Below are 18,694 nucleotides of genomic sequence, written 5' to 3' on the forward strand. Positions count from 1 at the left end.
GTTTTTCGTTTCGCTTGTCCCAGCGGACGGACGATCGCTTTTCAGCCTATCATCCGCTTACTTTGCGGGCTTGTAAATCTGGTCGAAGATGCCGCCGTCACCAAAATGTTCGGGCTGCGCCTTTGCCCAACCGCCAAACTGCGGGTCGTCGATGGTGACGAGCTTGATGTCGGGCAGCTGCTTGAGCAGATCCTTGGAGACGACAGCCGGGTTGGACGGGCGGTAGAAGTGCTTCGCCGCAATATTCTGGCCCTCGTCGGAATAGAGATATTGCAGATAGGCTTCCGCCGCCTTGCGCGTGCCCTTGGCGTCGACATTGGCGTCAACCACGGCGACCGGCGGTTCGGCAAGGATCGAGATCGGCGGCACGACGATATCGAAGGCGTCAGCGCCGAATTCCTGACCGGCGAGATAGGCCTCGTTTTCCCAGGCGAGCAACACATCGCCGATCTGGCGCTGGGCGAAGGTGACCGTGGAGCCACGGGCGCCGGTGTCGAGAACCGGGGCGCGCTTGTAGAGTTCGCCGACATAGGCCTTGATCTTGTCCTTGTCGCCCTTGAACTCTTCGTTGGCCCAGGCCCAGGCCGCCAGATAGTTCCAGCGCGCGCCGCCAGACGTCTTGGGGTTCGGCGTCACGATCTGCACGTCGCCCTTTACCAGATCGCCCCAGTTATGAATGCCTTTCGGGTTTCCCTTGCGCACCAGGAACACGATAGTCGAGGTATAAGGCGAGGAATTATGCGGCAGGCGGGTGCGCCAGTCCTTGTTGATCTTGCCGGAGTTCTGAACGATGGCGTCGATGTCGCTCTGCAGCGCCAGCGTCACCACGTCCGCTTCCAGACCGTCGATGACCGAACGCGCCTGCTTGCCGGAGCCGCCATGCGACTGCTGGATCGTGACGTCCTCGCCGGTGTCGGCCTTCCACTTCTTGGCGAAGGCTTCGTTGAAGTCCTTGTAGAGTTCACGGGTCGGATCGTAGGACACGTTCAGCAGCTTGGTCTGCGCGGCGGCCGAGCCAGCTGCGCCAAGTGCCAGTGAGAGGCTAAGCGCAACAACGCTCAAACCGGACAGAAGCTTGGACATCGGTATTCCCTCCTGATTGCGATGGCTTAACTCTACCGGTTGAGTAGAGTTGGTCAATGAGGCCGAATACGATCGAAAAAGTGTTTCCCAAGAGCGTTTTCCCGGGCAACAAATACAGCGCAGCATAAGCGAAAGGCGCAACAAGCGTCGTGTAAAACTTTTCTGAATGCAAAACCGTTTCACATTTTTGCCGATTTTTTGCGCTGACGGCGAAAAATATTATGGGGTTTTAGACGATTTTTTCGTCAGGCCGTCAAAAGCTCGGGCACTTCGACACCCGCCACCGCATCGGCGATGGTGGTGTTGAAAAGGATGTTGCGGGTGGCATCGGCCACGCGGGCAAAGACGTGGCGGATCTCGCACTGCTTCTCGCCGTCGCAATCCTCGCAGCGGCGATAGGCGGTCTGCGACAGGCAGGGCAAGGGGGCAAGCGGCCCGTCGATGAGGCGCAGCACCTCGCCGAAGGTGATATCCGCAGCCGGGCGCGCCAAGAGATAACCGCCCTGCTTGCCGCGCCGGCTTTCGACGAGGCGTTCCTTCTTCATTTCGAGAAGGATCTGCTCCAGAAACTTTTTCGGAATGGCCTGTTCGCGGGCGATGTCGGAAATCTGCACAGGACAGGCCCCGTCGGCCTTGGCCAGCGAAAGGAGCGCCCTCAGCGCGTATTTTGCCTTCTGCGAAATCATCGTAAAACCAGTAGACCACAAGCCCGGAAACCCGGCAATTCCGGCTTAGCGCAGAAGTTGTCACAATTCAAATCCAAGCTGCGAAGAAGGTGAACGGGCATCTTTTGCTCATACCAAGCGCGCGTGAGGCATTTTTGCTCTCAAGTGCAGCGCACAAAGACTGTCATTTCTGTTCCAAAGGCCGGATTTCAACAATAATCGGCCATGGAAATCCCGGACGTGACAATGACGATCAATTCAGCAAATGCCTCTGCCGATGCCGCTTCCCTCGACGCAACGCTTGCCGGGCTCGATCTGGCGGGTCGGCTTTCGTTTATCGCCGGCCTCGGCGGGCGGGCGGTCTTCACCACCAGCCTCGGCATCGAGGATCAGGTCATTGCGGCCGCCATCGGCACGCATCGCCTGCCGATCGATGTCGTGACGCTCGAAACCGGCCGGCTGTTCAAGGAAACCGTCGATCTCATCGATGAGACCGAAGAGCGTTTCGGTATCGAAATCCGCCGCTTCCGCCCGGAGCAGGACGATATCGACGCTTACGCCGAAAAATACGGCCTGAACGGTTTTTACGAAAGCGTCGAAGCTCGTCACGCCTGCTGTCATGTCAGAAAGCTGATCCCGCTCGGCAAGGCGCTGGAAGGCGCCGCCTTCTGGATCACCGGCCTCAGACGCGGCCAGTCGGGCAATCGCGCCACGACGCCTTTCGCCGAGTTCGATGCGGAGCGCAATCTTATCAAGATCAATCCTTTGGCTGACTGGGATATCGATCTCATCAAGGCGCATGTCGCCCAGGAGAACATTCCCGTCAATCCGTTGCATCAGCGCGGTTACCCCTCCATTGGCTGCGAGCCGTGTACGCGCGCCATCAAGCCCGGCGAGCCTGAGCGCGCCGGACGATGGTGGTGGGAAAACGACGAGAAGCGCGAATGCGGTCTTCACGTCGCCGGTGCGGAGCAGACATCCGCCGTTTCCGCCATCCCGCAACGATAATCATTCAGTACATTCCCGGAGTTCACAATGTCCAACGCAGTCCACGAGACGGACAGCAAGAATACTGTCGCATCCAAGCCGCCGCTCGATCCCCATCTGAAGGCGCTTGAAAACGAAGCCATTCACATCTTCCGCGAAGTCGCCGCCGAATTCGACAAGCCCGTGATGCTCTATTCCATCGGCAAGGATTCATCCGTGCTGCTGCATCTCGCGCGCAAGGCGTTTTTCCCCGGCCGCATTCCCTTCCCGCTGCTGCACGTCAATACCGGCTGGAAGTTCAAGGAAATGATCGAATTCCGCGACAATATCGTCAAGGAATACGATCTCGACCTGATTTCCTACACCAACCCGCGCGGTGCGAGCGAAAACGTAACGCCCTTCACCCACGGGTCTGCGCTTTACACCGACATCATGAAGACCGAAGCGCTGCGCCAGGCGCTCGATGCCGGCCAGTTCGACGCGGCCTTCGGCGGCGCGCGCCGCGATGAGGAGGCGAGCCGCGCCAAGGAACGCATCTATTCCTTCCGCACGCCGGACCATAAATGGGACCCGCGCAACCAGCGCCCGGAACTGTGGAACATCTATAACGGCATGGTCCGCAAGGGCGAAAGCGTGCGCGCCTTCCCGCTCTCCAACTGGACCGAAGTCGACATCTGGCGCTACATCGAAGCGGAAAACATTCCGCTGGTGCCGCTCTATTACGCCGCCGAGCGTCCCTATGTGGAGCGCGACGGCATGATGATCCTTGCCGAAGACGAGCGGCTGGAACTGCTGCCCGGCGAAGAGATCAAGCATGGCTCGATCCGCTTCCGCACGCTCGGCTGCTTCCCGCTGACCGGCGCGATCCGTTCCGAGGCGGCGACGCTTCAGGAAGTGATCGCGGAACTCGAAATCGCTACCGTTTCCGAACGGCAGGGCCGCGCGATTGACCGCGACCAGTCCGGCTCGATGGAGAAGAAGAAGCGCGAGGGGTATTTCTGATGAGCACTGCCGCCGCCAACACCCCCTCCTCTTCCGCCACCATTCTGCCCTTTGCCGAGCATTCGAAGGCGGCCCGCGACACGCGTCCGCTTCGCCTCATCACCTGCGGCAGCGTCGATGACGGCAAGTCGACCCTGATCGGCCGTCTTCTCTGGGACACCAAGGCCGTCAAGGAAGACCAGGCCGCGACGCTCCACCGCGACAGCGGCAAGCAGAACGATCTCGGCCTGCCCGATTTCGCGCTGCTGCTCGACGGTCTGCAGGCGGAGCGCGAACAAGGCATCACCATCGATGTCGCCTATCGTTATTTCGCCACCGATCGGCGCGCCTTCATCGTCGCCGACACGCCCGGCCATGAGCAATATACCCGCAACATGGCGACCGGCGCTTCCACCGCCGATCTCGCCGTGCTGCTCGTCGATGCGCGCACCGGCATTCTCGAACAGACACGCCGTCACGCCACCATTGCGGCGCTGATGGGCATCCGGCAATTCGTGCTGGCCGTCAACAAGATCGACCTGACGCATTACGACAAGGCCGGTTTCGAGCTGATCGCCCATGAATTCCGCGATTTCGCGTCCAATCTCGGCATCAAGCAGATCACCGCCATTCCGATGTCGGCGCTGAAGGGCGAAAACGTCGTTCTCTCCGGCAAGGCCTCCATGCCGTGGTATGAAGGCCCGACGCTGGTGGAAACGCTGGAGTTGGCGACCGTTCGCTCCGCTCAGTCCGGCGGCTTCCGACTGCCGGTGCAGCGCGTCTCGCGGCCGGGTGAAAGCTTTCGCGGTTATCAGGGCACGGTTGCCGGCGGTTCGGTGAAGCCGGGCGACAGCGTCGTTGTCCTGCCTTCCGGCATGGTCGCGAATGTCAAGCAGATCGTCACCTTCGATCTGGTGCGCAACGCCGCCGTCGCGGGCGATGCGGTCACGCTCGTCCTCGACCGTCAGGTGGATGTCTCGCGCGGCGACATGATCGTCTCCATCGAGGCGCAGCCGCAGACCGGCCTTGCCTTCGACGCCCAGATCGTGGCGTTGCAGCCGGGCGGTATCGAGGCAGGCAAGCGCTACTGGCTGAAAAGCGGCAGCCGCCGCCAGCGCGTCAGCGTGCAGCCCGTCAGCCAGCTGAACCTGAAGGAAGGCGAATGGCAGGCGCATGAAACCTCGCTGCCGATGAACGCCATCGGCAAGGTGCGGCTTTCCTTCGACGAGACGGCGATCTTCGATCCCTATGAACAAAACCGCTCGACCGGTTCCTTCATTCTGATCGATCCCGACACCAACAACACGGTTGCGGGCGGCATGATCGCCGGCAAGCGCAGCGTCGGTGCGACGGAAGAAAAGGGCGACCGGGTCATTCTCTCGCTGCCTGCCGATCTTGCCGAAAAGCTGCTTGCCAGCGAACTCCTCGCCAAGCACCGCGACGAGATCGACATCCGCCGCACGGACGGCGCAACCGCCGCGCGGCTGATCGGCGATCTGGGCTGACACGCCCCCTCAAACAAACAAAAGGCGACCGTCAAAGCGGTCGCCTTTTTCGTTGCAGGGCCAATGCCGTGTCAGAGATTGCGGATGGCTTAAAACACGAACATATAAAGCAGAATGATCACGAAGATCGGAACGCCCATAGCCCACAATGCGATACCCTTCAGCATGCTATCCTCCATTGTTGTATGGTTAGATAACGGCTGAGGCGGCTTTCCGATCCATGCCGCTCTCCTGATTTTTACGGGTTGTTTCTCGGCGGCATAAAAAGCTGTTTGTTCATTCGACGTTCATGCGCGAAAGACGAATTTGCATGCGGTCGCTCCGCCAAGCGGCCCAACAGAGGCTCGTTGTTTGAAAAAGCAGCGGGCCTCTTTTTGATCGCGATAAGTTGATCGCGACGATGCCCCTGAAATTCAGGGCCCATGACGGTGATGGATAACTTCTTGGATTGTGAAGAGGAATTGAGGCTTCTAAGACGATTCCTGTCGCGCGTCCCCTGAAACAGGCCGCGACATTGAGGCCTGGCGCTTGGCGGAGCGACGGGCCTCTTTTGTTGGGGTGCCGGGTGGCGACAACAAACCCGCCGAAGCGATCCATCTGCTGTTTGACGGCGACGATTCGCATCCGTGAGCGGACGCGGAAAGAAACACTCGCTCCCAGAGCGGATACCGGTTGAAGAACAGCGATTTGAACGCAGTTATTCGCACCAGCGCCCTGATTTCAGACGCGAGCGGCGAATGCAGTTCGCCGGCACAGGTTTTCACAGGTCCGGTTTCCGTGCGAGATTTCGATCCTGGAATTTTCGGGATGAGTTGCAAGCCGCTGTAACTATTGGGCTTCAAGCTGGTCGGAGTGAGAGGATTCGAACCTCCGACCCCCACGTCCCGAACGTGGTGCGCTACCAGACTGCGCTACACTCCGTGACCAGCGGCGCTTCTATAGACCAGCCTCCGGCATTCGACAAGCGGCTTATTGCATTTTTTGTGACAAGTTTTTCCCATCTGTTGAAACAACCCTGGCAGAGGTCTGTGGAACCGGCTGGAAGGCCTCAAAACGTTACAAAAAAGCAATTGTGGCAGGAAATTTTCATCGAGCCGCACACCTCCCCTGCCCGCCGTCTCCAAATCTGCTAGGGGAACGGAATGACCGGCGGGAAGCCGGACACGGCACAAAGGACATTTCACCATGCTATCTCGCAGCGTAACGCTTGCAGCGTTTGCCATTGCGCTCTCGGCCTGCACCACTTCCACGGGCGGCTCCACTCCCTCTTTTACCCAGAAGAGCCCCGTTGAGACCCGCTGGGTCGGCCAGTCCGCAGGCATTTTCTTCGCAAAATTCGGCCCGCCGCTCAGCGATACGGAAACCGGCAGCTCCACCGTCTATAATTGGCGCGGCGGCTACAGAAAGGCCACCATTCCGGCCAGGTTCGAAGAAGGCAAGGATGGCAAGAAGGGTCGCCAGATCTCGCCCGCCCGCACCGCTTCGCTCTCCTGCACGGTGCAGCTCGTCGTTTCCAGCGATTACAAGATTACCGCCGTGCGCACGGTTTCCGACCGCCCCGGCATCAACGGCCCGAGCTATTGCGCGGAATTCCTCGCCGCAGACTGATCTTCGGCCAAAGGCCAGACGCAGCAAGGCCCGCCCGAACCGGCGGGCCTTTTCACTTTTTTCGGGATTATTGTCATTTTTCTGAAAAAATTTTTGCCTATAGCCGCACCCTGCGACCCGGAACGCGCCGAAAACAGCGTCATATCCGCCTTTGCGCGATATCCCGCTCACAGAACCCTTTCAACCGTTTGAAAGCGTCGGCTAATCTTCGCCATCATAAAAATGACGATCGGCAAAACCGCAAAAATGGTCCTTGCGACCATATGTCCCTGCAAAATCCCTGCAAAACTGCTTGAACTGGAGTGAAAGAGTCCGGGTTGTGCCGGTTTGCGCTTTGCTGTAACGGGGCGAACGGGAGGAATGTTTTTAACACAAAACAAGAATCAGGTATGGCCGTGACTCCCATCGATCAAGACAAATCCCAGCTCACTGATCTTTCCCAGGAAACCACCCTTTCCAACGCATTTCCCATGAACCGCCGACAGGTTCTGGGCGGCGCGCTTGCCGGCATTGCCGCAGCGGCGCTGCCCTCTGCACCGCTTCTCGCCAATACGGCTGCCAAGAAGGTCGATGTGCTTTTGATCGGCGGCGGCATCATGAGCGCGACGCTCGGTGTGTGGCTGCGTGAACTCGAGCCCACCTGGTCGATGCAGATGCTGGAGCGGCTGGATGGCGTGGCGCTTGAAAGCTCCAACGGCTGGAACAATGCCGGCACCGGCCATTCCGCGCTTGCCGAGCTGAACTACACGCCCGAAGACGACAAGGGCAACATCAAGATCAGCCAGGCGATCAACATCAACGAATCCTTCCAGATTTCCCGGCAGTTCTGGGCATGGCAGGTGCGCAACGGCGTTCTGAAGAACCCGCGCTCCTTCATCAACCACACGCCGCATATGAGCTTCGTCTGGGGTGACGAGAACGTCGCCTATCTGGAAAAGCGCTATCAGGCGCTGAAGGCGAGCCCGCTTTTCGCCGGCATGGAGTTCTCCACCGATCCCGAGCAGATCAAGAAGTGGGTGCCGCTGATGATGGAAGGCCGCGATCCTTCCCAGAAGATCGGCGCGACCTGGTCGCCGCTCGGCACCGACATGGAATTTGGCGAAATCACCCGCCAGTTCGTCTCGCATCTGCAGGGCGACCAGAATTTCGACCTGCAGGTCAATAGCGAGGTTTCCAACATCCAGCGCAATGCCGATGGCAGCTGGCGCGTGACCTATACCAACACCAAGACCGATGCCGAACAGGTGGTGGATGCGAAATTTGTGTTCATCGGCGCTGGCGGCGGCGCGCTGCATCTGTTGCAGATGTCCGGCATTCCCGAAGCGGATGATTATGCGGGTTTCCCTGTCGGCGGCTCGTTCCTCATCAACGAGAACCCCGATGTGACGATGCAGCATCTTGCCAAGGCTTACGGCAAGGCCTCGGTCGGCTCGCCGCCCATGTCGGTGCCGCATCTCGATACCCGCGTGCTGGGCGGCAAGCGTGTCATCCTGTTCGGACCTTTCGCCACCTTCTCCACCAAGTTCCTGAAGGAAGGCTCCTATTTCGATCTCGTCTCCTCCGTGACGACCAGCAATGCCTGGCCGATGGTGCGGGTGGGCATCGACGAATATCCGTTGGTGGAATATCTCGCCGGCCAGCTGATGATGTCGGATGACGACCGTTTTGCTGCGCTGAAGGAATATTTCCCGAATGCCAAGCAGGGCGAATGGCGTCTGTGGCAGGCTGGCCAGCGCGTGCAGATCATCAAGCGCGACGAAGAAAAGGGCGGCGTGCTGCGGCTCGGCACCGAAGTCGTCGCCGCCAGGGACGGCAGCATCGCCGGCCTGCTCGGCGCTTCGCCGGGCGCTTCCACCGCCGCCCCGATCATGCTCAGCGTTCTGGAAAAGGTCTTCAAGGACAAGGTGGCGACACCGGAATGGCAGGCCAAGATTCGCCAGATCGTGCCGAGCTACGGTACGAAGCTCAATGACGACCCGGAAAAGGTGCAGCAGGAATGGGCCTATACGGCCGAACACCTGCAGCTGCCCACCCCGCCGCAGATCGACCTTGAGGCACTGAAGGGCGCCGGTGCGGCCCCTGCGGGTGCGCCGGTGAAGAAGGTGCCGGATATCGCGCTTTAAGGCTTGGCTGCGATTTAGGATTGAACGCCGCGTGTCTCTGGATGCGCGGCGTTTTTGTTGGAGGTGGCTTCTCTACTCGCAACGTTGTCTTCTATCACCGTCCAAAATTCTGAACCTGTTTATAAGTGCTTGTCATCAGGCAACCGCACGCGAACCATGCCTTCAGCTTATCTGAATTGACCATCTGCAGATTTATCTGTACAGATAGAAATATATCTGGAGGAAACATTATGTCACTAAGAATGACAGCGACCGGCGTGCAAAAGCTAGCAGAGGGCATATGGCGGTTAGATATGCCGCCTCATCAGGTGAGGTTGCTGGGCAGTCCCCCTAGCGCTATTGGCGAACGCAGCATTTTGTTACTTCGCGAGGGAAAGTACGAATCCGCAACAGGCACGTTAGAGTTCGATATCGGCGACGCCTCTGCATTGAATGTAGGGACGCAGCAGGAAACTATCGTTCTGCTGTCGACTGCCGAGGTTTCTTTAGTACGCCGCGAAATCGAAAAGCCTATGGATGGATACTCGGTATCAATGCCTACAGGTGATCGTGAGTTTCTGCAGTTGGTCCACAGCGAGTTGCCCGATCCAATGCAGAGAGCTGCCGCGCAATTGCTCGAAGGCGTTCGGAAACGCTATCCAGGAGAACTGAAGCGTGGTCTATCCCGCAACTTCAGCGAAACCCCGGATAACTTCTGGTACGTTATTGTGCAGCCCCGTGTGGAGGAACTGTCTATTACCGTTCGCGGCACAGTTGACCACTTTTCTCGTGTATCGAAGTTGGAGATCAAAGACGATCGAGGAAATACACGTTTCAAGGTGCGTGGTCCTGACGACGTCGAAGCTGCGCTTGAGCTAATTTTCCACGCTCGGCGTCGATAATTTCCGAGGCAAAGCCGGGTTGCCTGTGAAATGAGAATTTTGGCTGGGGCGCCAGGATTCGAACCTGGGAATGCCGGTACCAAAAACCGGTGCCTTACCGCTTGGCGACGCCCCAACAGGGCAGCGAAGGCGAAACGCCGCTGCCTGAACCGCGCCTGATTAGCAAAGCCTGCCCGGCCCGGCAATGACCCGGCGACTTATTTTTTCACAAAATTCAAGCTTTTTGGGTGCCGTGGCGAAGTTCGCATGTTAGGGCTTGGCGATGGCGCGGTTGAGGCTGCGGCTCAAGCTGGCATGGCATTTTTCAGGAGGTCTCGATGGCGGACCCGGCATTCGATCTCGATTTCCAGCCGGCCTATGGCGAGGCGGTTCCCGTCGCTCCGCTGATCCAGCGCATCACCGTTAACAATCCCTCCGCCTTCACCTTCCATGGCACTAACTCCTATATTGTCGGCGACCGTTCCGTCGCCGTCATCGATCCCGGTCCGGAGGATGAGGCGCATTTTCAGGCGCTGATGGCGGCGCTGAAGGGCCGCGAGGTCACCCATATCTTCGTCAGCCATACGCACCGCGATCACTCGCCGCTTGCCCGCCGGCTGAAGGGGGCGACCGGGGCGATAACGGTGGCCGAAGGTCCACACCGTGCCGCGCGCCCGCTGCACGTGGGCGAGACAAACCCCTTTGCCGAAAGTTCCGATACGGCTTTTGTGCCCGATATCGCGCTTGGCGACGGCCAAAGCCTTTCCGGCGACGGGTGGCGGCTTACCGCGCTGCATACGCCGGGACACACGGCCAACCACGCCGCCTTCGCGCTCGATGGCAGCGGCATCGTCTTTTCCGCCGATCATGTGATGGCCTGGGCCACCACCATCGTTGCGCCGCCGGATGGGGCGATGAGCGATTACATGGCCTCGCTGGAACGGCTGCTCACCCGCGACGACCGGCTGTTCCTGCCCGGCCATGGCGGCCCGGTCACCGATCCCGCCGCCTTCATGCGGGGGTTGCGCGCCCACCGCCGCATGCGCGAAAAGGCGGTTCTGAAGCGTATCCGCGAAGGCGACCGGCTGATCGCCGACATGGTGAAGGTGATCTATGCCAGCACTGACAAGCGCCTGCATGGCGCGGCCGCACTTTCCGTGCTGGCGCATATCGAAGACCTGATCGAAAAGGGCGAGGTACAGACGGATGGTGCGCCTTCGCTGCTGGGTGAGTATTTTCCGGCATAGCGGATATTTCTGGCACGCGAGATTTCAGGGCACGTTGCGACCTCGCCTCTCACTCCAAGCCTTGATTGGATCGAGCGGATGCCACCCGTTTCTTCTCCCCGAGGGGGAGAAGTCCGCGGCAGCGGAATGAGGGGGGCAAGGGTAGATGTGTTCGGAGAGGGTGCCCCCTCATCCGACCCTTCGGGCCACCTTCTCCCCATCGGGGAGAAGAAACAGGCGGCGCCCGCTCGTCCCCATCAAGACGACGAAGCGTCAGCTACACATCAATTGTCGTTCAACCCCTGCATTTCCGCATCCAGCGCATCGAGATAGGCTTCGGCAATCGCAGCGCCCATGCCGAGATCGTGCGGGCCGTAGCGGGAGGCGACGCGGACATCGACGATGGTGGTTTCGGCCTCTTCCTTGAGGCGGATGAGGATATCGAAACGCAGGCCCCAGATGCGCGTGCGGGTTTCGCCCTGCATCAGCACCACGCCGCTACCGTTAAAGAAAGTGGGCAAAGGCGCGTCCGTCGGGCGGGCCATGGGCACCGGCACGATGGAGGGCAGATCCTCGACCGGCCCTTCTTCCGCAGGCTGCGTCCTGTCCTGCTCCGGAACGCCGACGGAGGGCGCATCTTCCGCCCCGATCACGCCCTTCGTGTGGGCGATGCGGATATTCTGGGCGGCGGCCATTTTTTTGGCGGCGGCATAGATGCGGTCGATTGCGCCTTCATAACGGCGGCCGGCGAGGCTGGCATAGGCTTCGGTTTGCGCGTCGCGGTCTTCCTTGGTGATAGTCGCGGGCCGCACCAGCCATTGCTGGTTGGCGGCGGGCGTCACCAGCCATTCGGGCACGTCGGTGAGATCGGTGGAGATGTCGTAAATCTTCGGCTGCTGCCAATAAAGAAAAGCGCCGTAACCGACCACGCCGAGCGGCAGGGCCGAGAGAAGCAACGCCGCCAGCGCCGAAAGGCCGCCGCGTGCGCCCTTTGTCCACAGCCGCTCAAGCCCGATCAACGCCAGAAGCACAGCCGCGAGTGCGATGCCAGCGGCGATAATGAGGAGACCGACAAGATCTGGCGTCGTCAGCGGCCCGAAACGATGAATGCCGGCGGCGATGAGAAACAGCACAAGCGCCGCAAGACCGAGATAGCGGGAAAGATAGGCTGCAACCGAAAAAGGCCGGACGAAACGCACAGTCATGAAAGCGGATATCCGTTAGATCGCATTGGCTAAAAAGCGTTGCACCCGAATTCTGGCAGGGAATCACCTGCATATGATGTCATAGACCGGATTTGCGGCGAGGAAAACAAAGGAGGAGGCGATCCCTACGCTAAAGCGCGCGAACTTCTCTGTCATGCCGGTCCCCGGAACAAGCCCGAGGATGGATCCGGCATCCAGCCATGCTGCGCCGTGAGGAATGAGTCTTTTACGATCAAGGACTTGATCGCGCTGGACCCCGGATCAGGTCCGGGGTGACGGAATATCAGGCTATGACACTGCCAAACTATAGGTTTTAGGACTCTGACGTCGAAGGCAACAAGAAGCGGGAATATTTTTCCGCATTGTCTCTACTTAAGAGAATTATTCCCCGACAACGCAACAAATACGCACGTTCATCCCTTAATTGCTGAGGAAATCGGCGTATTCTCGGCGACCTCCCTCGAGAATGCGTGTAAAAAGTGCAACATTCTCGTTTTCTTGCACAATAAAGAGACATGTCATGTCACAGGCAACGACGTCCGCCGGCCCCTCCGGGCCTAAACCCTTTTATCGCAATTTCGGCTTTCAGGTTCTGATCGCCATGGTCATCGGCCTGCTGCTCGGCCTCGTTGCGCGCAACATCGGTCCCGATGCCGCCGGCAGCCCCAACTGGCTTTCGGTGACGCTGCAAACCATCGGCAGCATTTTCGTGCAGCTTTTGCGCGCGCTGGTTCCGCCGCTGATCTTCACGGCCATCGTCGCCTCCATCGCCAATCTCAAGAACCTCTCCAATGCGGCGAAGCTTGTGTGGCAGACACTTCTCTGGTTCGCCATCACCGCGCTGATCGCCGTCGTCATCGGCATCGTGCTCGGCCTTGTCATTCAGCCCGGCGTCAACACGGCGATTGCCAATACGGCAGCGGCGGCACCCTCTTCCACCGGCTCCTGGCTGGATTTCCTGAAGGGGCTGATCCCGGCCAATGTCTTCGGCCTCGAAGCGTCTACCAAGCTCAATAATGGCGCGGCCAGCACCTCGTTGAACTTCAACGTGCTGCAGCTGCTCGTGGTGTCGATTGCCTTTGGCGTCGCGGCGCTGAAAGCAGGCAAGGCGGCGGAACCGTTCCTCGCCTTCAACCAGTCGCTGCTCGCCATCGTGCGGAAAATCCTGTGGTGGGTCATCCGCCTCACCCCCATCGGCACCATCGGCCTGCTCGGTCGCGCGGTCGATCAATATGGCTGGACGACGCTGTCGCAGCTCGGCTGGTACGCGGCGGCCGTTTATATTGGTCTCGCACTGGTGCTCTTCGTGGTCTATCCGGCGCTGCTGATCGCCCATGGCCTGAAGCCGTCGCGCTTCTTTGCGGGCGCATGGCCGGCCATCCAGCTCGCCTTCGTGTCGCGTTCCTCCATCGGCACGCTGCCCGTCACCGAAACCGTGACGGAAAAGAGCCTCGGCGTGCCGCGCGAATATGCCGCCTTCTCCGTACCGCTCGGCGCCACCACCAAGATGGACGGCTGCGCTGCGATCTATCCGGCGATTTCGGCGATCTTCATCGCGCAGTTCTTCCAGGTGCCGCTCGGCATCCAGGAATATGTGCTGATCGTCTTCGTCTCGGTGCTCGGTTCCGCCGCAACCGCCGGTCTCACGGGTGCCGTGGTGATGCTGACGCTGACGCTCTCCACGCTCGGCCTGCCGCTGGAAGGTGTGGGCCTGCTGCTCGCCATCGACCCGATCCTCGACATGGGCCGCACGGCGGTCAACGTCGCTGGGCAGGCGCTAGTGCCCACCATCGTCGCTAAGCGCGAGGGCATTCTCGATGAGGCCGTCTATAACAACGCCAAGGATATCGACGCACTCGACGACCGGGAAGCAGCGCCGGCCTGACGGCGACAATCATGGGGCGTTTCCGGAACAGGGAGACGCCCCATGCGGACCACTCCCTTTCTTCCCTGATAGTTTGGGGTTGACGGTGCCAATTTGATCGATAGCGATAACGGCACGGGCAAAAGCGCAATTTAGAGCGGAAACTGTGCATGGCGAAACGCAACTGGATTTATGTCGGCCTGCTCGCTTTCATCTCCCTCGGGCTTCTGATCGATGCAGCCGTCTGGCCCGCCGGGCCTCCAGCATCCTTTACCGCAAACGATCTGGTGCAGATGATCGGCATCATCACGCTATTTGCCTGGTGGCAGATAGAGGATGCCGAAAAGCGGGACCTCCGGCGCAGCTCCGCAGCCAAAATCACCACCGTTCTGCTCGCACCCATCGGGCTTGCGATCTACCTTTATCAAACCCGCCGGTGGCCCCGCGCCACGCTCGGCCTCTTCGCCTTTATCGGCGGCATCGTCCTCATCGCCATCCTCACGGTTCTGCTCGGCGACTGGCTCATTCAACAGGGTTTGTTCCCGCCGTCTTTCCTGCTTGATCCCTGAGCGGAATCAGGATGCCTGGTTTCGAAACCGACGGAGGCTGCGATATCTGCATCTCCGCTCCGGCGGCTGTAACTTTCCGCACCAAATGGGGTTCTCCTAGCATCGAAACAGGCTTATCAATCGTGGTCACAGCCGCGTGTCATAGTGCGGGTAACATCTGCTGCATTTTGCTGGAATGGAACGCGCCTTGGTAATGTTTCGAACGTCCGGCAGTCCCGGCAAATACGACCCGGCGCTTACCGTTCGGCGTATCCTCAAGGTCAATCACGCCGGTGAGTTTGGCGCTATCCGGATCTACGGCGCGCAGATATGGATGGCTCGCCGGCTGTTTCCGGACATCGTACCCGCTCTTCAGGAAATGCGGGAAGACGAGATCGATCATTGCCGCCGGTTTCGGGACGCCATGCCATCCAGAAACGCAAGGCCTTGTCGCGTCATGGCGTTTTGGAGCCTTGGAGGTCTCCTGCTCGGTTTTATGACGGCGCTCGGCGGACGCAACATGGTCTGGATTTGCACCGAGGCCGTTGAAAGCACCGTTCACCGCCATCTGGAAGATCAATTGGCCTTCCTGCAAACAAGAGATCCCGAGCTGCATAGGCTTATCGCTTCGATTCAGGAACAGGAATTGGCTCATCTACACGAGGCCGAGAAAAACCAGACGACGCGCGGTTTGGGCCATATGCTTCTGCTGCCGATTATCGGCTTTCTCACCGATCTGATGATCTGGCTCTCGACATGGGGAGACTCAAGCTGGATGCGCGCTGAAATGGCGCGTTCCAGACAGTCCTGATGCCGAGGCTCAGGCAAGTGGATGCCGGTTCAAGGCTCGCATGACGGCGAAGAGGTTCGCTTACCAAACGCAACTTTCCGCCCCTACGCGGCTTTTCCCCGTCTCAAAACAGGCGTATCAATCGCGGCAATAAAAGTGCCGTACGGCTGTCATGTTAAGGGAGAAACAAAATGCGTGTTTCCATCGTCTTCGGTGCGCTTGCCGCCATGCTGGCGCTCACCGCCTGCCAGACGCTGACGCCGGAAGAGCGTCGGGCGCGGGATGAGGCGACTTGCCGGGGTTATGGTTTCCGCCCCGGCACGGACCCGATGGCCGGTTGCCTTCTCGACCTGGAAATGGACCGCCGCGCCGACAACCGTGCCTGGCAGGCGCAGATGAACCGCGACATGTTCTACCGCCCCGTGGTGGTGGAGCGGCGGATCATCGTCCAACAGAACCCCTGACGGGAATGAAGGCGACATTGCTCGCCACCCTGCCCTCATCCCTCTTCGCCGCCAGCGTTGCCTGCGCGGCGGCAAGCCGGGCGATGGGCACACGGAAGGGCGAGCAGGACACGTAGTCGAGATCGGCATCCTCACAGAAATGGATCGAGGCCGGGTCGCCGCCATGTTCGCCACAGATGCCGAGCTTCAGCTCCGGCCGCGTCTGGCGGCCGCGTTCGGCGGCGATGCGGATCAACTCGCCCACACCATCGAAATCGAGCGAGATGAACGGGTCGCGTTCGATGATGCCCTTGCGCTGATAGGTGTTGATGAAACGCGCCGCATCGTCACGCGAAATGCCGAAGGTCGTCTGTGTCAGGTCGTTGGTGCCGAAAGAGAAGAATTCCGCCGCTTCCGCAATGACATGGGCGCGCAGCGCCGCACGCGGCAGCTCGATCATGGTGCCGGTCAGATATTCGATGCTCATGCCGGTCTCTTCCGCCACCTCGGCCGCCACCGTGTCGATGACGGCCTTGACGTAATCCAGTTCGGAGCGGAGGCCGACTAGCGGCACCATGATCTCAGGCACGACAGGCGCACCGGTGATGCGCGCCGCAGCCACAGCCGCTTCAAAAATGGCGCGAGCCTGCATTTCGGCGATTTCGGGATAGGAAATGGCCAGACGGCAGCCGCGATGGCCGAGCATGGGGTTGAATTCGTGCAGAGCATCCAGCCGCTGACGGAATACGGTCTGCGGCATGCCCATGGCGGCCGCCACCTCGACGATTTCGCCATCGGTCTTCGGCAGGAATTCGTGCAGTGGCGGATCGAGCAGGCGGATCGTCACCGGCAGGCCGTGCATGATCTGGAAAAGCTCGGTGAAATCCGAGCGCTGCATCGGCAGAAGCTGATCCAGCGCCGCCCGCCTGCCCTTTTCGCTTTCGGCGAGGATCATCTCACGCATCACATGGATGCGGTCGCCCTCGAAGAACATATGTTCAGTACGGCAGAGACCGATGCCTTCCGCGCCGAAGGCGCGGGCGGCGCGGGCGTCAGCGGGTGTGTCGGCATTGGTGCGCACAGTCATGCGGCGCAGGCTGTCGGCCCACTCCATCAGCTTGCCGAAATCGCCCGAGAGTTCCGGCTGCGTCATCGGCACCTCGCCCTTCAGCACCCGGCCGGAAGAACCGTCGATGGTAATGACATCGCCGCGCTTGAGCATACAGCCGACGCCGATCAGCACCTTGTTGCGCATGTCGACGCGCATGGAACCGGCGCCGGTGACACAGGGAATGCCCATGCCGCGCGCCACCACGGCGGCGTGGCTGGTCATGCCGCCGCGCGTCGTCAGAATGCCTTCGGCGGCGTGCATGCCATGAATATCTTCCGGGCTGGTTTCGATGCGCACCAGAATGACACGGCGGCCTTCGGCTTCCGCCGCAACCGCCTCTTCGGCGGTAAAGACGATTTCGCCCGTCGCCGCTCCCGGCGAAGCCGGCAGGCCTGAGCCGATGATGGGTCGCGATGTGCCGGGATCGATGGTAGGGTGCAGCAGCTGGTCGAGCGATGACGGCTCGATGCGGCAGACGGCCTCCTCCTGCGAGATCAGCCCTTCTTCCACCATATCGACGGCGATCTTCATGGCCGCGCGGGTGGTGCGCTTGCCGGAGCGGGTCTGCAGCATCCAGAGCTTGCCGCGCTCGATGGTGAACTCCAGATCCTGCATATCGCGATAATGATTTTCCAGCCGCTTGCAGATCGCCAGAAATTCGTTGAACGCCTCCGGCATCAGCTTTTCCATCGAGGGCTTGTCGGAGCCGGAGGCAAGACGCGCGGCCTCGGTGATGGATTGCGGCGTGCGGATGCCCGCCACTACATCTTCCCCTTGAGCGTTGACGAGGAATTCGCCGTAAAGCTCCGCCTCTCCCGTCGAAGGATTGCGGGTGAAGGCGACGCCGGTTGCCGAGGACGATCCGAGATTGCCGAAGACCATGGCCTGAACGTTGACGGCCGTGCCCCAGTCCCCTGGAATATTGTGCAAATGGCGGTAGGTCACGGCGCGGTGGTTGGTCCAGCTGGCGAAGACGGCTCCGATAGCGCCCCAGAGCTGAACATGACAGTCCTGCGGGAAGGCTTCGTCCAGCTCATCCTCGATCAGCTTTTTATAAAGCGAAACGACATGCTGCCATTCGACCGCCGACATGTCGGTATCGTATTCGTGGCCGAGGCGGCCTTTCTCGTCCTCGAGAATTTCCTCGAACAATTCGTGGTCGAGGCCCATGACCACATCGGCATACATCTGGATGAAGCGGCGGTAGCTGTCCCAGGCAAAACGGGCGTCGCCCGCATCGTGGCCCAGCGCCTCGACGGTGCGGTCGTTGAGACCCAAGTTCAGCACGGTATCCATCATGCCGGGCATGGAGGCGCGCGCGCCGGAACGGACGGAGATGAGCAGCGGCGAGTGGCTGCCGCCGAAGGTCTTGCCGGTCACGGTTTCCATGCCGTGCAGGCCAGCCATGACCTGCAGCTTCAGCTCTTCGGGAAGATCGCGGCCGTTCTTGTGATAAAGCGCGCAGGCATCGGTTATGATGGTGAGGCCGGGGGGAACGGGAAGGCCGAGACTTGCCATTTCGGCAAGGTTCGCGCCCTTGCCGCCCAATATCGCAACGTCACCTGCCCTGCCTTCGGCAGCACCGTTGCCGAAGGTATAAACCCACTTTTTCATTCCACGCTCTCCACCCAGAAGCGTTGTCATTTTTCTATCATCTACAGCATTGGCGGCACGTTGGAAACGCCGCAACGTGCA

The 18,694-nt window shown here is 60.1% G+C and carries 15 protein-coding genes and 2 tRNA genes; 11 read left to right on the forward strand and 6 right to left on the reverse strand.

Annotated features, from left to right (window positions below):
• Positions 1 to 57: 57 nt before the first annotated feature.
• On the reverse strand, positions 58 to 1,083 hold the full coding sequence (locus F3H58_RS11595) for a sulfate ABC transporter substrate-binding protein (RefSeq protein WP_065654285.1): 1,026 nt from the start codon (positions 1,081 to 1,083) through the stop codon (positions 58 to 60).
• A 245-nt stretch (positions 1,084 to 1,328) separates the two neighbouring features.
• Positions 1,329 to 1,769, reverse strand: coding sequence for an RrF2 family transcriptional regulator (locus F3H58_RS11600; RefSeq protein ID WP_003520468.1), 441 nt, complete (start codon positions 1,767 to 1,769; stop codon positions 1,329 to 1,331).
• Positions 1,770 to 1,973: 204 nt separating this feature from the next.
• Between F3H58_RS11600 and F3H58_RS11605 the strand changes: the two genes are divergently transcribed.
• Genes F3H58_RS11605 through cysN form a run of 3 tightly spaced genes read left to right on the forward strand, consistent with a single transcriptional unit; the run spans position 1,974 to position 5,221 of the window.
• A complete protein-coding gene (locus F3H58_RS11605; protein ID WP_188128883.1) occupies positions 1,974 to 2,756 on the forward strand; it encodes a phosphoadenylyl-sulfate reductase in 783 nt (260 codons plus the stop codon).
• A gap of 27 nt (positions 2,757 to 2,783) precedes the next feature.
• A complete protein-coding gene (gene cysD / locus F3H58_RS11610) occupies positions 2,784 to 3,737 on the forward strand; it encodes a sulfate adenylyltransferase subunit CysD (protein ID WP_003520470.1) in 954 nt (317 codons plus the stop codon).
• Positions 3,737 to 5,221: a sulfate adenylyltransferase subunit CysN gene (gene cysN / locus F3H58_RS11615; protein WP_080856054.1), complete on the forward strand. Its 1,485-nt coding sequence runs from the start codon at positions 3,737 to 3,739 to the stop codon at positions 5,219 to 5,221. The genes cysD and cysN overlap by 1 nt, the downstream gene beginning before the upstream one ends.
• Positions 5,222 to 6,065: 844 nt before the next feature.
• Here cysN and F3H58_RS11625 read toward each other — a convergent pair.
• Positions 6,066 to 6,142: transfer RNA gene (locus F3H58_RS11625), tRNA-Pro, on the reverse strand.
• A gap of 264 nt (positions 6,143 to 6,406) precedes the next feature.
• Here F3H58_RS11625 and F3H58_RS11630 point away from each other — a divergent pair.
• The 3 genes from F3H58_RS11630 to F3H58_RS11640 all read left to right on the forward strand — a co-directional run bounded on the left by F3H58_RS11630 (position 6,407) and on the right by F3H58_RS11640 (position 9,833).
• Entirely contained in the window at positions 6,407 to 6,829 is a 423-nt protein-coding gene (locus tag F3H58_RS11630; protein WP_003520473.1) for a hypothetical protein, read from the forward strand.
• A gap of 389 nt (positions 6,830 to 7,218) precedes the next feature.
• Entirely contained in the window at positions 7,219 to 8,952 is a 1,734-nt protein-coding gene (gene mqo / locus F3H58_RS11635; RefSeq protein ID WP_188128884.1) for a malate dehydrogenase (quinone), read from the forward strand.
• A gap of 242 nt (positions 8,953 to 9,194) precedes the next feature.
• The gene (locus tag F3H58_RS11640) at positions 9,195 to 9,833 is read left to right on the forward strand and encodes a hypothetical protein (RefSeq protein WP_149742288.1); all 639 of its coding nucleotides are present in this window, start codon (positions 9,195 to 9,197) and stop codon (positions 9,831 to 9,833) included.
• A 40-nt stretch (positions 9,834 to 9,873) separates the two neighbouring features.
• On the opposite strand, the gene F3H58_RS11645 is transcribed toward F3H58_RS11640, so the two are convergent.
• Positions 9,874 to 9,948, reverse strand: a tRNA-Gln gene (locus F3H58_RS11645).
• A gap of 202 nt (positions 9,949 to 10,150) precedes the next feature.
• Here F3H58_RS11645 and F3H58_RS11650 point away from each other — a divergent pair.
• Positions 10,151 to 11,059, forward strand: coding sequence for an MBL fold metallo-hydrolase (locus tag F3H58_RS11650; RefSeq protein ID WP_149742289.1), 909 nt, complete (start codon positions 10,151 to 10,153; stop codon positions 11,057 to 11,059).
• Positions 11,060 to 11,322: 263 nt separating this feature from the next.
• On the opposite strand, the gene F3H58_RS11655 is transcribed toward F3H58_RS11650, so the two are convergent.
• The gene (locus tag F3H58_RS11655; RefSeq protein WP_149742290.1) at positions 11,323 to 12,243 is read right to left on the reverse strand and encodes a DUF1499 domain-containing protein; all 921 of its coding nucleotides are present in this window, start codon (positions 12,241 to 12,243) and stop codon (positions 11,323 to 11,325) included.
• A 520-nt stretch (positions 12,244 to 12,763) separates the two neighbouring features.
• On the opposite strand from F3H58_RS11655, the gene F3H58_RS11660 reads away from it, so the two are divergent.
• The 4 genes from F3H58_RS11660 (at position 12,764) to F3H58_RS11675 (ending at position 15,909) form a co-directional block, all read left to right on the forward strand.
• The gene (locus tag F3H58_RS11660; RefSeq protein WP_149742291.1) at positions 12,764 to 14,128 is read left to right on the forward strand and encodes a dicarboxylate/amino acid:cation symporter; all 1,365 of its coding nucleotides are present in this window, start codon (positions 12,764 to 12,766) and stop codon (positions 14,126 to 14,128) included.
• A 149-nt stretch (positions 14,129 to 14,277) separates the two neighbouring features.
• On the forward strand, positions 14,278 to 14,676 hold the full coding sequence (locus tag F3H58_RS11665; RefSeq protein ID WP_149742292.1) for a hypothetical protein: 399 nt from the start codon (positions 14,278 to 14,280) through the stop codon (positions 14,674 to 14,676).
• Positions 14,677 to 14,869: 193 nt separating this feature from the next.
• Positions 14,870 to 15,466, forward strand: coding sequence for a demethoxyubiquinone hydroxylase family protein (locus F3H58_RS11670; RefSeq protein ID WP_149742363.1), 597 nt, complete (start codon positions 14,870 to 14,872; stop codon positions 15,464 to 15,466).
• Between the two features lie 170 nt (positions 15,467 to 15,636).
• Positions 15,637 to 15,909, forward strand: a complete 273-nt coding sequence (locus tag F3H58_RS11675) for a hypothetical protein (protein ID WP_035260597.1) — start codon at positions 15,637 to 15,639, stop codon at positions 15,907 to 15,909.
• Here the strand turns inward: F3H58_RS11675 and ppdK are convergent.
• A complete protein-coding gene (gene ppdK, locus F3H58_RS11680) occupies positions 15,887 to 18,613 on the reverse strand; it encodes a pyruvate, phosphate dikinase (protein WP_149742293.1) in 2,727 nt (908 codons plus the stop codon). The genes F3H58_RS11675 and ppdK overlap by 23 nt on opposite strands.
• Positions 18,614 to 18,694 lie beyond the last annotated feature (81 nt).

The organism is Rhizobium sp. NFACC06-2 (assembly GCF_900101425.1).
GTDB classification, from domain to species: Bacteria; Pseudomonadota; Alphaproteobacteria; order Rhizobiales; family Rhizobiaceae; genus Agrobacterium; species Agrobacterium leguminum.